We start from the raw sequence: 13,781 nt of genomic DNA on the forward strand, positions 1-13,781 counted from the left end.
CTCGCCGCGGCCGCGGTGGTCGTGGTCGTCGGCGGCATCGTGGGCCTCAACGTGCTGGTGTCCGGCCTCACGCCCGACCCGGCGCCGGAGAGCACCGAGTCCGCGGTCGACCCGCAGGACCCGGTGTCCGACGCGGTGCCCAAGGTCACCGAGCTCGCGGGCACCCGGGCCGGGGAGCAGGTCACGTTCACGTGGCAGAACCCCGACCCGCAGGAGGACGACAGCTTCATCTGGACCGAGACCGGCAGCGCGGCCGACGGAGCCGTGAAGCAGGTGGCGGAGCCGACCGTCACGTTCGCCCCGGCGTCGGCCGGCGAGGTGTGCATCGAGGTCATGCTGCGCCGCGGCGACGGCAGGGCGTCCGAGCCCGTGACGGGGTGCGTGGAGTGAGCGCCGTGGCGGGGGTCACGGTCGAGTTCGCGGGCGAGTACTACCCGATCGACCACGGGAACCGGTTCGTGGTCGGGCGCGAGGGCGACCTGGCCCTCGACGACAACCTGTTCCTGCACCGGCACTTCCTGGAGATCAGCGAGGGCGACGGCCTGTGGTGGCTGACGAACATCGGCACCCGCCTCACCGCCACCGTCACCGACTCGGCCGGCGGTGTGCAGGCGTGGCTCGCGCCGGGGGCGCGGCTGCCGCTCGTGTTCGAGACCACCACGGTGGTCTTCAGCGCGGGACCGACCACGTACGAGCTGGTGCTGCACGCCGCGGAGCCCGCGTTCCGTGCCACCAAGCGCGACTACGACGACGACGGCATGTCCACGATCGGCGACGTGCCGCTCACGCTGAGCCAGAAGCTGCTGATCCTGGCGCTCGCCGAGCCGCAGCTGCGTCGCGACGGCACGGGCATGAGCGAGATCCCGTCGTCGGCCAAGGCGGCCGAGCGGCTCGGGTGGACGGTCACGCGGTTCAACCGCAAGCTCGACAACGTGTGCGACAAGTTCGACCGCGTCGGCGTGCCAGGCATGCGCGGCGGTCAGCGCAGCTTCGCGACCAACCGCCGTGCGCGTCTGGTGGAGCACGTGATCGCGTCGCGTCTCGTCACGAAGGACGACCTCCCGCTGCTGGACGCCCCGCAGCCGAGCGAGGCAGAGGGAGACAACGAGTGAAGGTACGGCTGACCCTGCTGCGTCAGGGCGCGGCATCCAGCGACATCGAGGTCACGGCGGAGAGCACGGCGACGATCGGCGAGATCGCCGCGATGATCGTGCGCGCCGATCCGCTGGGCTCCTTCGCGCACGCCGACCCGGCCGCCGTGACCCTGGAGGCGTACAGCTCGGTGGTGTCGGGGGCGGGCGACCTGCTCGCGCCGGAGTCCACGTTCGCGCACGTCGGGCTGGCGCACGGCGCCACGGTCCGTGTGGTCCCCGCGTCGTACGAGCAGCGTCCCGTGGTCGGCCGCATGGAGGTCGGTGCGGGCCCGGGTGCGCGCTCGATCGCGCTGACCCGCGGCACGATCGTGCTCGGTCGCGACGAGTCGTGCGACGTGGTGATCGATGATCCGCTGGTGTCGAAGAAGCACGCGCGACTGGAGATCGGCGACCGCGTCGAGCTGATCGACCTGAACTCCGCGAACGGCATCCTCGTCGACGGCGCCTCGGTCGTGCGCCTGGTGGCGGCGGAGGGCGAGCTGTCGGTCGTGCTGGGCGACACCCCCGTGCGCGTCAAGGTCGAGGCGGGTGCCACGACGCCGTCGCCCGCGGAGGCCTCCATCCGCCAGGTCGAGTTCGTGCGCTCGCCGCGCGTCGAGGAGCGGTACCTGGGCGAGGAGCTCGACGGCACCGACCTCCCCGTGCCCGCCCGCAAGCAGCCGTTCCCGCTGCTGACGCTCGTCGCCCCGCTGCTCATGGGCGGCGCGATGTACGCGTTCACGCAGAACCTGCTGTCGATCATGTTCGTGGCGCTGTCGCCGCTGCTGATGATCGGCACGTGGCTCACCACGAAGAACCAGCAGAAGCGTGAGCTGGAAGAGGACAAGAAGCGCTTCGAGGAGCAGCTGGAGCGCCTGGACGCGCGGCTGCAGAGCGAGCGCGACCGGGAGATCGACGTGCGCCGCCGCGAGGTGCCGCTGCTGCGCGAGATCAGCGACGCCGCGCTCACCGCCGGTCCGCTGGTGTGGACGCGCCGCACCGAGCACTGGTCGTTCCTGCACGTGCGACTCGGGATCGGCGACACCGCCTCGCGCAGCTCGGTGAAGGACTCCAACGGCCGCGACCGCGCGATCCCGGAGTACGTCGACCGCCTGGACGCGGTCGTCGAGGCGACGAGGATCGTGCCGCAGGTGCCGATCCTGGAGGACCTGACCGACGTCGGCGCGCTCGGCATCGCGGGCCTCGGCGGCCGCTCGACCGGATACGCCAGGGCCCTGCTCGCGCAGCTCGCGGGGCTGCACGCACCCGCCGATGTCGGGGTGGTGGGCCTGTGGGGTCCGCGCTGGGGCGCTCAGCTGGCCGATGCGAAGTGGCTGCCGCACGCGTGGTCGGCGCAGGCCGTGCTGGGTGTGCAGCCGATCGGCGACGGTCCCACCTCGGCTGGGCAGATCGTCGCGCGCCTGGAGGAGCTGATCGCGCAGCGCTCGACCCGCAGCGGCGACGCGGTGGAGCTCGGGGCGCTGGAGGCCGAGAAGGCCGCGACGAACAGCGGCTCGAAGGTCGGCGAGGACTCCCGCAGCCGTCATGACGCGGTGCCCAAGCCCGCGATCGTCGTGCTGATCGCGCCGGATGCCCCGGTCGACCGCGGCCGCCTGATCCAGCTGTCCGAGCGTGCGGCCACCCGCGGCATCTTCCCGGTCTGGCTCACGGAGGACGCGGCCGCCCTGCCCGCGTCGTGCCGCACGTTCGTCGAGCTCGGGTCGACCGACAGCGCCCACTTCGTCCGGCTCGGCGAGGTGATCGACGACCTGTCCGTCGACGAGCTCACGCGGGAGCAGTTCGCGGTGTTCGCGCGCGCTCTGGCGCGGCTGACCGACGCGGGCGAGGTCGCCCTGGACCGCAGCGACGTGCCGCGCACGATCTCGATGCTGCACCTGCTCGGCCGCGACATGGCCACGCAGCCGGAGAGCGTGATCGACCGGTGGACGCAGAACGACTCGCTGCACTCCCGGCGCAAGGTCGGCTCCGCGCGCCGGTACCAGCCGAAGCTGCGCGCCCTGGTCGGCGCGGGGGCGGAGGGCGCCCTGCAGCTCGACCTCCGGCAGCAGGGCCCGCACGCGCTCGTGGGCGGGACGACCGGTTCCGGCAAGAGCGAGTTCCTGCAGGCCTGGGTGCTCGGCATGGCGACCGAGTACAGCCCGGAGCGCCTGACGTTCCTCTTCGTGGACTACAAGGGCGGCTCGGCGTTCGCGGACTGCGTGAGCCTGCCGCACTGCGTGGGCATCGTGACCGACCTGAACGAGCACCTGGTGCGCCGCGTGCTGGTCAGCCTCCGCGCCGAGCTGCACTACCGGGAGCACCTGTTCAACCGCAAGAAGGCGAAGGACATCCTGGAGCTGGAGCGCGCGGGCGACCCGCAGGCCCCGCCCGCCCTGGTGCTCGTGATCGACGAGTTCGCGGCGCTGGCGAAGGAGGTGCCCGAGTTCGTCGACGGCGTGATCGACATCGCCCAGCGCGGTCGCTCCCTCGGCATCCACCTCATCATGGCCACGCAGCGTCCGGCCGGTGTCATCAAGGACAACCTGCGCGCGAACACGAACCTCCGGGTCGCGCTGCGCATGGCCGACGAGACCGACAGCAACGACGTGATCGGCACGAAGGACGCGGCGCTGTTCGATCCGGGCACGCCCGGCCGCGGCATCGCGAAGACGGGTCCCGGCCGCATGACGCTGTTCCAGTCGGCGTACTCGGGCGGCTGGAGCCTGGGGGAGGACGACGGCACCGACGTCTCCATCGCCGCGTTCGGCTCGACGGACCAGGGCCCGTGGGAGCTGCCGATCGACGAGAACGCGGTGGTGGTCGACGACGACCTCGGCCCGAACGACCAGCAGCGCCTGGTGAGCACGATGGTGCTCGCCGCGCAGGCCGCGCAGGTCGCCCAGCCGCGGCGCCCGTGGCTCGACGAGCTGGCGCCGACGTTCGACCAGCTCAAGCTGCCGCAGCGCACCGACGCGGCCCTGCTGCTCGGCGTGATCGACGAGCCCGAGCGTCAGGAGCAGGTGCCGTTCCACTTCCTGCCCGACACCGAGGGCCACATGGTCATCTACGGCACCAGCGGCTCCGGCAAGTCCGCGGCCCTGCGGACGCTCGCGGTGTCGGCGGGCATCACGCCGCGCGGCGGACCCGTGCACGTGTACGGTCTCGACTTCGGTTCGGGCGCGCTGCGCATGCTGGAGCCCCTGCCCCACGTGGGTTCGGTCATCTCGGGCGACGACGCCGAGCGGGTCGCCCGGCTGTTCGCGACGCTGCGTCAGGAGCTCGACCGCCGCGGCGACGCGTATTCGGCGGTGGGCGCGGCGACCCTCACCGAGTACCGGCAGCTGTCGGGCAAGAGCGATGAGCCGCGCATCGTGGTGCTGATCGACGGGTTCGCGGCGTTCCGCAACGACTACGAGGCCGTGATCGGCCGCACCGACACGTACAACGCGCTGCAGGAGGTGCTGTCCGACGGCCGTGCGGTCGGCATCCACGTGGTGCTGTCGGCCGACCGGTTCCAGAGCATCCCGAGCGCTCTGAACGCGATGATCCAGCGCCGCGTGGTGCTGCGCATGGCCGACACCGACGCGTACAACATCCTCAACGTGCCCAAGGACGTGCTCACGCCGGAATCGGTGCCGGGGCGCGCGATCGTGGGCGAGAACGAGGCGCAGATCGCGATCATCGGCGGTACGCGCAGCATGAAGGAGCAGTCGCTGGCGATCGAGCGGATGGCCGCGTCGATGTCGCGCCGCGGCGTGCCCGACGCGCCGCCGGTGCGTGCGCTGCCGCTCAGCTACGGGCTGGAGGAGGTGCCGGCGATGGTCGGCGACCAGCTCGTGGTGGGTCTGGCGGACAGCGACCTCGGTCCGTTCGGCATCGAGCCGACCGGCACGTTCGTGATCGCCGGTCCGCCCGCGAGCGGCAAGAGCAACGCGCTGGCCGCGATCACGCAGCAGGTGCTGCGGGCGCGACCGGGCACGCCGACGCTGTTCCTCGGGTCGACCCGCTCCCCGGCGCGCCACGCGGTGTCGTGGACCGCGACGGCGGCGGACGGCATCAGCGGCAGCGCGGCCGTGGCCGAGATCGTGGAGAAGGCCGAGCAGGGCCTGAAGCCGGTCGTGGCGGTGGAGGGCGTCGCGGAGTTCGCGTCGTCGCTGCTCGAGATGCCGCTGTCCGACCTGGTCAAGCGCGCGACGCGCGGCGAGCTGCTGCTGCTGTTCACGGGCGACACGAGCGAGTGGACCAGCAACTTCGGGCTGCTCGGCGAGATCAAGCAGGCGCGGCGCGGTGTGGTGCTCCAGCCGGAGACGATCGACGGCGAGCTCGTGCTCAAGGCGCCGCTGCCCCGCATCGGCCGCGGCGAGTTCCCGGTCGGCCGGGCGGTGCTGGCGCAGCGCGGCAAGATCGTGCGGGTGCAGTTCCCGCTCGTGATCCCCGAGACCGTCTGACCGGCGGCCCTCCGCCGCCCATACGAAAGCCATAGCCCCGCCAGAGGCTCCTGATCATCGGGGCGGGCACCATGGTGACTCCCGACGCCCCCGAAGGAGCCGCCATGAGCCCGAGTCCCGAACCCACGCCCACACCGCGGGGCCCCGCCTACGAGGGGCGACTGCTGCCGCGTACCGACGAAGAGGTCGTCGATCAGGGGGCCGCGTTCGACCTGGGCACGCTGTTCAGCCGGCGCGGCGTGCTCGGGCTGGTGGGACTGGGGGCTGCGTCCGCGGCGCTCGCGGCCTGCGCGCCGCTGTCGTCCGGAGCCGGCACGACCGCCGCGCCCACCGCCGACGCGGGGAGCGACGGCACCGCGACGACGGGCGTGGACGGCGAGATTCCCGACGAGACGGCCGGCCCCTATCCGGGCGACGGCTCGAACGGCCCCGACGTGCTGGAGGAGTCCGGGATCGTCCGGCGCGACATCCGCTCGAGCATCGACGGGGGCGCGACGGCCGAGGGGGTGCCGCTGACGTTCGAGCTCACGGTGCTCGACCTCGCGAACGGCGGGGTGCCCTTCGCCGGGGTCGCCGTGTACGCGTGGCACTGCACGGCGCAGGGGGAGTACTCGATGTACTCCTCGGGCCTGGAGGACGTGACCTACCTCCGCGGCGTGCAGGTCGCGGATGCGGACGGCCGTGTCTCCTTCTCGTCGATCTTCCCCGGCTGCTACTCGGGACGGTGGCCGCACATCCATTTCGAGGTGTACCCCGACGTCTCCGCGATCACCGACTCGACCGCTGCCATCGCGACCTCGCAGCTGGCGCTGCCCGAAGCCGCGTGCGCGGCCGTGTACGCGCTGCCGGCGTACGACGGCTCGGCCGGGAACCTCGCGCAGACCTCGCTCGACGCCGACATGGTGTTCGGCGATGACGGCGGTGCCCTGCAGCTCGCGAGCATCGCCGGCGACACCGGCACCGGCTACCGCGCATCGCTCATGGTGGGCGTCGACACCACGACGACGCCGAGCGCCGGCAGCGCCCCGCAGGGTGGTCCCGGCGCGGGTGGGCGACCGCCGGGGAGCTGATGGGGACTTCTCCCCATTTGCGCGGCGGGTGCCCTTCGTTACTCTCGAAGAACAAGAACACCTCCGGCACCGGCCGGGGCGACCGGAAGGTAACACCAATGACGAACCTCAAAGTCAGCTACGCCGACATGAAGGACGCTGCTGGCCGTCTCCGCACGGGCCAGCAGGACATCGAGACCCAGCTCAAGAACCTGCGCGCCTACGTGTCGCAGCTCGTCTCGGGCGGCTTCGTGACCACGTCCGCCTCGGGTGCGTTCGACGCCTCGTACGCGCAGTTCAACCAGGGTGCCACCGCGACCATCGCGGGCATCGAGGGCATGGCCCGCTTCCTCGACGTGGCGGCCCAGTCGCTGCAGTCGACCGACGAGCAGCTCGCGGCGCAGATCCGCCAGTAACGCCTCAGCGAGAAGAGGGGATGCCGATCCGGCATCCCCTCTTCTGCGTCTCCGGGCGCTGTCCCCGACCCCGCACGAGGACGGATGCGGCACGCTCCGCGTCACCCGCGTCGGCATATTGCCATGCGCATGACCCGTGCATACCGTGACTTCCGAAACACGCTGACGGGGGCTGGCGTTTCGGAAAGCACTCTCGTTTCGAGGCTTCATCCTGCCCGCAGCGGGAAAGGAAGAGATCATGGAGACGACGATGAAGAGCAACGACAATGGGCGGCGGTTCGCGCGCTGGGGAAAGCTGGCGGTGGCGTCGGGAGCCGTCGCGGTCGCCTGCGGGATCGCGTTCGCGGCTCCCGCCTCGGCCGATGACGGCTACGGAGGCTACGACTTCGGCTCCGGCAACACGTACAGCTGGGGCCAGGGGTACGACGGCGGCTACGGCTACGGCAGCTCCTACGGCGACGGGTGGGGTCAGCCCAACGGATCGTCGAACTGGTGGGCGTCGAACGACGTCGTGCAGAACGTGCTGCAGGGCAACTCCTGGGCCGGAGCGCCCAGCGTGCAGAACTCGGGATACTCGCCGCAGCAGGTCTCCTCGTGGGGCAACAGCCTGTTCTCGTCGTGGTGGCGCTGAACGCTCGTCGCGTTTCGGTCGCGCAGCGGTGAGCACGAGTTCCTGACCGCGTCGGCGGCCCCCGCCGCGCAGAGTTCGACCCCTGGACGTCCGGACGTCCAGGGGTCGAGGTCTGCTCAGCGGAGGGCCGCGGCCGCGTCGGCCAGATGCCGGGCGTTGTGGTTGAGCACCTTCACGATGATGCCGTGGCGGCGCAGCTCGGCGACCGTGCGGGCGCCCTCCTCGCTGTCGCGGCCGAGCGCGGCGATCGTCGCGACGACCAGCACGTCACCGGCGTGCAGGGTGCCGATGAGACGGGCGATCCGGTCGCTCCAGCTCTCCAGGATGTCCGGGGCCGGATGGCGGAAGCCCTCGATGGGCACGCCGAAGCGGGTGAGGTCGGCGCGCTGCTCCACGACCGAGGGCATGTCGTCGCGGGAGACGACGAGGCCGACCAGGCGGGAGCCATCGGGCCGGGCGAGCCAGAAGTTGCGGTTCGCCTGCAGCTCGGTGAAGCACTTGGGGCACTCGGCGGCCGCGTGCGGCAGATGCAGCGGGCTCGTCAGGGCCTCGTCGACGGATGCCGCCGTCGTGGGTTCGATCGTCTCGCTCATCGCGCACCTCCGTCCTCCATTGTGCCCTGTCCGCGACCGGATCTGTGCCCTGCGGGCGCCCGCCGGGCGTCCGGTTTTGCACCCGTGGCGGGAGCCCGACCAGAATAGGGGTCATGCGTCGCCTCACCGCTGTCCTTCTCGCGTCCGCCTCGCTCCTCCTGCTGGCCGGATGCGCCCCATCGGAGGACGAGCGGCGCGGCGACCTCGCGGCCGAACTGGAGGGCATCGACGGCGTGGACACCGCGCGCGTGGACAGCGTCGAGGTCGTGGTTGCGACCGAACCGGGGCTGTCCGAGGACGACTCCGCGGAGGTGCTGCAGGGCGTGCGCGATCTCGTGCTCGCGCAGGACGACGCCGAGGACTACACCTCCGTCGCCGTCTGGTTCTACGGACAGGGCGAGAGCTCGTGGACCGGTGACTGGGGCCTCGGCGCGATCGCCGCGGACGGGTTCGACCAGCAGGCGGCGTTCCTCGCGTCGCTCGCCGGCTGGGACGGCGTCACCGCCGCCGATGCTCCCGTGAGCAGCGTCGAGCTGAAGGTGACGCGGAACGACGACCAGGTCGTGGAGCTCACGGCGAGCGCCGAGTCGGCGGGTGTCGCGGACGAGTGGAAGACCGAACTGCAGGAGCTGTGGACCTCCAGCGGCGGTGACGCGGATCAGGCGATCCGCTGGCGCTGAGCGAACGCGCCCCGCAGGTTACGGGGTTCCGCCGTTCGCGGCACTGGTGATCTCGGCCTCCTGCGTCTCGAACGCGGTCGCGGCATCGCGGGCGACCACGCCCGCACCGGCGGTCATGCTCTGCAGCTGCAGCAGCGTGCCCTTGGCCCACATCGCCCAGGTGTCGGCGGCCGCGGAGACGGCGGAGCTGCCGCACGCGCCGAGTGCGAGGTCCACGTCGAGGCTCATGGCCCATGCGGTGCTCTGCAGCGTGCCGCCGGTCGCGCCGACGGCTTCGGAGTCGAACTGGAGATCGGTCATCACGGCACCTTCACATCGTCGGGGGAGTAGGTCTCGGTGGGGTCGGGTCGGGGGTCGCCGGAGGGTGCCGACGGCTCTGTGGAGACCGCGCGCGGAGCGGCTGCGGCGGGCGTGCAGCCGACGAGCGCGATCCCGCCGATCAGGATGAGCGCCCAGCCGCCGGATCGCCGCATCAGGTGCCCTCCGCCCACGAGGTGTTGGCCTCGACACCGCGCTGGTAGTCGGCGAACATCTCGCGGGCGAGGTCGTCGACCTGTCCCGCCGAGAGGCCCTCGGTCATTCCCAGGTCCACGAGCATCTGCTCGATGGTCTCCATGGTCGCGATCTCGCGGCCGTTCGCCGCGTCGGCCTGAGCCTCCAGCAGCGCCTCGTGCGAGTTCGCCCACGCCGCCGTCGCCTGTCCGGAGCCCCAGTCGGAGACGCCGCCGATCACGGCGCTCTGCGCCACATCGATCACCACGCTCCCGCCGGCCACGAGGACGTCGCCCACGGCCGGGATCGGGATCAGGCCGACCACGGTGCCCACTCCGTCGATCGCGGCCTGGACCGCTTCGTCGTGACGGGTCGCCTCGCCGAGGGCGGCTCCCGCCGGGGAGCCGTCGAGCCAGCCCTGCAGCTCCACGACACGCTCCAGGGCGTCGGCCTTGAAGGCGCTGTCGGCGGGCGCCAGGTCGGCGATCGCGATGAGCGCGTCCTGGTACTGCTGCACCGACTGGGCGATGACCGCGGCGCCGGCGGACGGCGTGTCCCCGTCGCTCCAGGCGGCCGTGCCGAGGAGCTGTGCGAGCTGCGCCTGCGTGACATCGGGGATCGCGCGCGGGTCGTCCGTCCCGATCAGCAGGTTCTCGAAGTACGGACGGGTTCCCGCGGCCGGGTCGCTCTCGCTGATGGCCTCGGAGAAGTAGGGCATCGCGACCGAGATGCCCTCGGCGACGCGCACCTGGCCGATGCTCGTGAGGTTCTCCGGCAGGAACGATTCGTTGCCGGTGAGCTCGCGCACGACCTGGGTGGTGAGTTCCGCCACGCGCTGCCACGTCTCGGGGTTGTACGTGTGGGTCGCATCGGCCGGGCCTCCCGCGGCCTGCTGCGCGCCGGCCCACAGAGCTCCGGGCCCTTCGAAGCCGTCGCCGGACGAGTTCGCGCTCCAATCGCGCTCACCGAACCAGTACTCGATGCGGCCGTCGCCGAGGTCGCCGTCGCCGAACGGGTCGTTCTCGGTGGAGGTGAGCCAGTCGAGGGCCGCGTCGGGGTAGGTGCCGAGGGTGGAGAAGATGCGCCCGGCCAGATCGTCGACGCGGTTGCCGTCGAGTCCGGTCTGCTCGCCCTCCAGGAACGCCAGGGTGCGGCCGCCCGCGTTCGGGGAGAAGTCGGTCCAGCCCCCGTAGAGCATGCTGGCGGGGTCGCGCTCGATGCGATCGATCTCGTCAGCCATCGCCACCGTGAGGTTCACCCCGAGCGGGTGGTTCTTCTCGTCGGAGAACAGGAAGCCGATCGCGGCGACCGCGCCGCCGACGCTCGACGAGGCGCCGGTGAGCATGCTCTCGGCGAAGTCCTTCGACGTCGACTCCATCCAGATCTGGGATCCGGTCGACAGGCCGCCGCGGATCGACGTCGCCAGGGCGAGCGCCGTCGCACCGGCCAGGCCGTCCACCATGACGGCGTCGCCGAGGTTGTCGATCATCGAGACGGTGTTCTCGCCGCCGACCTCCAGGAAGAACTGCGACATGACGAACGTGTCGTCGCCCCACACGTCGAAGAAGTCCTGCATCGCCTGCAGGTTCTCGTCGGTGATGTCGCCCTCGGCGATCTCGTCCGCCACGTTCGCGAACGCGTCGCCGAGGTTGTCGTAGTTCAGGTCGTCGATGTCGTCGATGCCCGCGAAGCTCAGCGCCGACTGCATGGCGTCCCAGCGCGGAGAGGCCGGCGGGGCGAGGGCGGCCACCAGGGTGCTGTCGGCGGTCTCGCGCTGCGTGGCGAGGGCCTTGAGCTGGTTCGCGGCCTGCCGCATGTCGGCGAGGCCCGCGGTGGTGCCGCTCGGCACCCACAGGCCCGGCTGCAGCGTGGGGCTGGGGGCGTTGAACGTGTAGGTCGAGAGCGGGAACGGGCTCTCCTCGGCCTCGGCGGCCTTCCACGTCGCGTAGCCGTTCGCATACGCCTGGTGGGCGGCGGCGGTCGCGGCGCGGATGCGGTCGACCTCGGCGGCGTAGGCCGTGAGCGCCGACTGCACGGCGGCGAACTCGGTGGTCAGCTCGGTGCACAGGTTCTGCGGCTTGGTGAGCGAGGTCCGGAAGGCCGCACCGGCGTCACCCGCCCACACCTCGTCCGTGGTGCTCGTCGCGGCGTTCGCCAGCGCCGAGCGCACCGTCTCGGTCCCGGTGCTGCGGTTGCTCACGCGCGTCGCCGCGTCGTTCACCGCGCTCGTGACCCCGCGCCCCGGATGCAGATCGTCCCACTGTGCCATGTCGTCGCCCCTCCTCGACGGTGTCCCGTCCGCAGCAAATCTACCGGGGCGGCACGAACGCGGCGATGGGCAGAACTCCCCATGCGCCCCAGGGCCGTCAGAGCAGCCCGAGCGCCCGCACCGCCTCGCGCTCCTCCTGCAGCTCGGCGACAGAGGCGTCGATCCGGCGCCGCGCCCAGTCGCTCAGCTCCAGACCCTCGACGATCCGCCACTCGCCGTCGACCGACCGCACGGGGAACGACGACACGAGCCCCTCCGGCACGCCGTACTCGCCGTGCGACACCACCGCGGCGGAGGTCCAGTCGTCGGTGCCGCGCACCCAGTCGCGCACGTGGTCGATGGTCGCGCTCGCCGCGGAGGCCACGGAGGAGGAGCCGCGCACCTCGATGATCTCCGCACCGCGCTTCGCGACCCGCGGGATGAACGTCTGCTCCAGCCAGGTCGGCACGTCCCCGACGATCTGCGTCAGCGCCTCCTGCACCGGCTCCCCGCCGACGGTCGCGTGCGACACGTCGGGGAACTGCGTGGCCGAGTGGTTGCCCCAGATCGGCACGCGCCGCACCGTGCGCACGGGCGTGCCGAGGGTCTGTGCGAGCTGCGCCCTCGCCCGGTTCTCGTCGAGCCGGGTGAGCGCCGTGAAGCGTTCGGCCGGCACCCCGTCCGCGGCCGCCGCGGCGATCAGCGCGTTGGTGTTGGCGGGGTTGCCCACCACCGTGACCCGCACGTCCGGCGAGGCGTTCGCGGCGATGGCCGCTCCCTGCGGGCCGAAGATGCCGCCGTTCGCCGCCAGCAGGTCGCCGCGCTCCATGCCGGGGCCGCGGGGGCGCGCGCCGACGAGCAGCGCGAGGTCGCAGCCGTCGAACCCGACCGCCGCGTCGTCCGTCACCTCCACGTGCTCGAGCAGGTCGAACGCGCCGTCCTGCAGTTCGAGGGCGGCTCCCTCCGCAGCGCCGAGGCCCTGCGGGATCTCCAGGAGCCGCAGCCGCATCCGCTCGTCGGGACCCAGGAGGTCGCCCGCCGCGATGCGGAACAGCAGCGCGTAGCCGATCTGTCCGCCCGCGCCCGTGATGGTGATCGTCGTGGTCATGACCCGAGCCTACGACCGTCGGCGCGGGCGTGCGCGGAGTACCCTCGACGCATGACGTTCAATCCCGATGCCGACCTCTCCGGCAACACCACGCGCCGTCGCGGACGCACGGCCGCGATCGCCGGTGGCACCGGTATCGGCGTCCTCGGCCTGCTCGCCCTCATCGCCGGTCCGCTGCTGGGGATCGACCTGTCCGGACTCGTCGGCGGAGCGGCACCGAGCGGCGGCGGCGGTCCCGCCGAGGGGTCGGTGATCGAGAACTGCGACACGGGGGCCGACGCCAACGCCGACGTCGACTGCCGCATGGCCGGATCGCAGCTCGCGCTCGATGCGTTCTGGGAGGACCACGTCGAGGGGTACCGTGCTCCGCAGCTCATCGTCGTCGACGGCTCGACCCCCACGGCCTGCGGCACCGCGTCGAACGCCGTCGGCCCCTTCTTCTGCCCGGGCGACGAGACGGTCTACATCGACCCCACGTTCTTCCAGCTCATGCAGCAGCAGTTCGGGGCGACCGCCGGCAACCTCGCGCAGCTCTACATCGTCGGCCACGAGTGGGGCCACCACATCCAGTACATCACCGGGGTCATGGACCAGTACCCGAACAACGGCACGGGTCCCGGCAGCAACGGGGTGCGCACCGAGCTGCAGGCCGACTGCTACGCGGGGGCGTGGATCGGACAGATGTCGAAGAGCACGGATCCCAACGGGGTGCCGTACCTGCAGCCGTCGACCGAGGAGCAGCGCGTCGACGCCCTCAACGCGGCGTTCGCGGTCGGTGACGACCACATCCAGGAGCAGTCCGGCTTCGTGAACCCGGAGAGCTGGACGCACGGCTCGAGCGAGCAGCGGCAGCGCTGGTTCGCGGAGGGCTACGCCACCGGACTCGAGGCGTGCGGGCAGGTCTTCACGCTGCCCGCCGACCAGCTCGACCCGTAGATCCCGGGCGGCGGCGACCGCTCCGCTACCGTGGAGATCGCACGACT

At 71.9% G+C, this 13,781-nt stretch carries 12 protein-coding genes and 1 pseudogene; 8 read left to right on the forward strand and 5 right to left on the reverse strand.

All coding sequences use genetic code 11. The features are described from left to right. The 6 genes and pseudogenes from DW309_RS19325 to DW309_RS04010 all read left to right on the forward strand — a co-directional run. Nucleotides 1-390 (forward strand): annotated as a pseudogene (locus DW309_RS19325) (serine/threonine-protein kinase); the annotation flags it as partial. 5 nt (nt 391-395) lie between these two features. Continuing rightward, nucleotides 396-1,112 carry a hypothetical protein gene (locus DW309_RS03990; RefSeq protein ID WP_372490605.1) on the forward strand — a complete coding sequence of 239 codons (717 nt, stop codon included), beginning with the start codon at nt 396-398 and terminating at the stop codon, nt 1,110-1,112. Continuing rightward, nucleotides 1,109-5,581, forward strand: a complete 4,473-nt coding sequence (locus DW309_RS03995; protein WP_136044623.1) for a type VII secretion EssC family protein — start codon at nt 1,109-1,111, stop codon at nt 5,579-5,581. The genes DW309_RS03990 and DW309_RS03995 overlap by 4 nt, the downstream gene beginning before the upstream one ends. Nucleotides 5,582-5,685: 104 nt before the next feature. Further along, complete coding sequence (locus DW309_RS04000; protein ID WP_136044624.1) at nt 5,686-6,651, forward strand: intradiol ring-cleavage dioxygenase; 966 nt, start codon at nt 5,686-5,688, stop codon at nt 6,649-6,651. Between the two features lie 98 nt (nt 6,652-6,749). Next, on the forward strand, nt 6,750-7,046 hold the full coding sequence (locus DW309_RS04005) for a WXG100 family type VII secretion target (protein ID WP_017204355.1): 297 nt from the start codon (nt 6,750-6,752) through the stop codon (nt 7,044-7,046). Between the two features lie 238 nt (nt 7,047-7,284). Next, on the forward strand, nt 7,285-7,677 hold the full coding sequence (locus tag DW309_RS04010) for a hypothetical protein (RefSeq protein ID WP_136044625.1): 393 nt from the start codon (nt 7,285-7,287) through the stop codon (nt 7,675-7,677). A 116-nt stretch (nt 7,678-7,793) separates the two neighbouring features. Here DW309_RS04010 and DW309_RS04015 read toward each other — a convergent pair whose 3' ends face one another. After that, nucleotides 7,794-8,270 carry a recombinase family protein gene (locus tag DW309_RS04015; RefSeq protein WP_136029314.1) on the reverse strand — a complete coding sequence of 159 codons (477 nt, stop codon included), beginning with the start codon at nt 8,268-8,270 and terminating at the stop codon, nt 7,794-7,796. Nucleotides 8,271-8,383: 113 nt separating this feature from the next. Here DW309_RS04015 and DW309_RS04020 point away from each other — a divergent pair, with 113 nt between their 5' ends. Beyond that, entirely contained in the window at nt 8,384-8,950 is a 567-nt protein-coding gene (locus tag DW309_RS04020; RefSeq protein ID WP_136044626.1) for a hypothetical protein, read from the forward strand. Between the two features lie 18 nt (nt 8,951-8,968). On the opposite strand, the gene DW309_RS04025 is transcribed toward DW309_RS04020, so the two are convergent. From DW309_RS04025 to DW309_RS04035, 4 genes are all read right to left on the reverse strand, one after another. Next, complete coding sequence (locus DW309_RS04025; RefSeq protein WP_136029318.1) at nt 8,969-9,250, reverse strand: hypothetical protein; 282 nt, start codon at nt 9,248-9,250, stop codon at nt 8,969-8,971. Further along, nucleotides 9,250-9,423: a hypothetical protein gene (locus tag DW309_RS19330; protein ID WP_168387166.1), complete on the reverse strand. Its 174-nt coding sequence runs from the start codon at nt 9,421-9,423 to the stop codon at nt 9,250-9,252. Before DW309_RS19330 ends, DW309_RS04025 begins: the two co-directional genes overlap by 1 nt. Next, entirely contained in the window at nt 9,423-11,711 is a 2,289-nt protein-coding gene (locus DW309_RS04030; protein ID WP_136044627.1) for a hypothetical protein, read from the reverse strand. Before DW309_RS04030 ends, DW309_RS19330 begins: the two co-directional genes overlap by 1 nt. 97 nt (nt 11,712-11,808) lie before the next feature. Next, entirely contained in the window at nt 11,809-12,798 is a 990-nt protein-coding gene (locus tag DW309_RS04035) for a malate dehydrogenase (protein ID WP_136044628.1), read from the reverse strand. A gap of 51 nt (nt 12,799-12,849) precedes the next feature. Here DW309_RS04035 and ypfJ point away from each other — a divergent pair, with 51 nt between their 5' ends. Then, nucleotides 12,850-13,734, forward strand: coding sequence for a KPN_02809 family neutral zinc metallopeptidase (gene ypfJ, locus DW309_RS04040; RefSeq protein ID WP_136044629.1), 885 nt, complete (start codon nt 12,850-12,852; stop codon nt 13,732-13,734). The last annotated feature ends 47 nt before the right edge of the window (nt 13,735-13,781 follow it).

The organism is Microbacterium sp. K41, assembly GCF_004794395.1.
Lineage (GTDB): Bacteria > Actinomycetota > Actinomycetes > Actinomycetales > Microbacteriaceae > Microbacterium > Microbacterium sufflavum.

What these genes read in the sequence shown, in the direction of transcription:
- DW309_RS04000 (WP_136044624.1), top strand. Translation starts at nt 5,686, where the DNA reads ATGAGCCCGAGTCCCGAACCCACGCCCACACCGCGGGGCCCCGCCTAC.
- DW309_RS04005 (WP_017204355.1), top strand. Translation starts at nt 6,750, where the DNA reads ATGACGAACCTCAAAGTCAGCTACGCCGACATGAAGGACGCTGCTGGC.
- DW309_RS04010 (WP_136044625.1), top strand. Translation starts at nt 7,285, where the DNA reads ATGGAGACGACGATGAAGAGCAACGACAATGGGCGGCGGTTCGCGCGC.
- DW309_RS04015 (WP_136029314.1), bottom strand. Translation starts at nt 8,270, where the DNA reads ATGAGCGAGACGATCGAACCCACGACGGCGGCATCCGTCGACGAGGCC.
- DW309_RS04020 (WP_136044626.1), top strand. Translation starts at nt 8,384, where the DNA reads ATGCGTCGCCTCACCGCTGTCCTTCTCGCGTCCGCCTCGCTCCTCCTG.
- DW309_RS04025 (WP_136029318.1), bottom strand. Translation starts at nt 9,250, where the DNA reads ATGACCGATCTCCAGTTCGACTCCGAAGCCGTCGGCGCGACCGGCGGC.
- DW309_RS19330 (WP_168387166.1), bottom strand. Translation starts at nt 9,423, where the DNA reads ATGCGGCGATCCGGCGGCTGGGCGCTCATCCTGATCGGCGGGATCGCG.
- DW309_RS04030 (WP_136044627.1), bottom strand. Translation starts at nt 11,711, where the DNA reads ATGGCACAGTGGGACGATCTGCATCCGGGGCGCGGGGTCACGAGCGCG.
- DW309_RS04035 (WP_136044628.1), bottom strand. Translation starts at nt 12,798, where the DNA reads ATGACCACGACGATCACCATCACGGGCGCGGGCGGACAGATCGGCTAC.
- ypfJ (WP_136044629.1), top strand. Translation starts at nt 12,850, where the DNA reads ATGACGTTCAATCCCGATGCCGACCTCTCCGGCAACACCACGCGCCGT.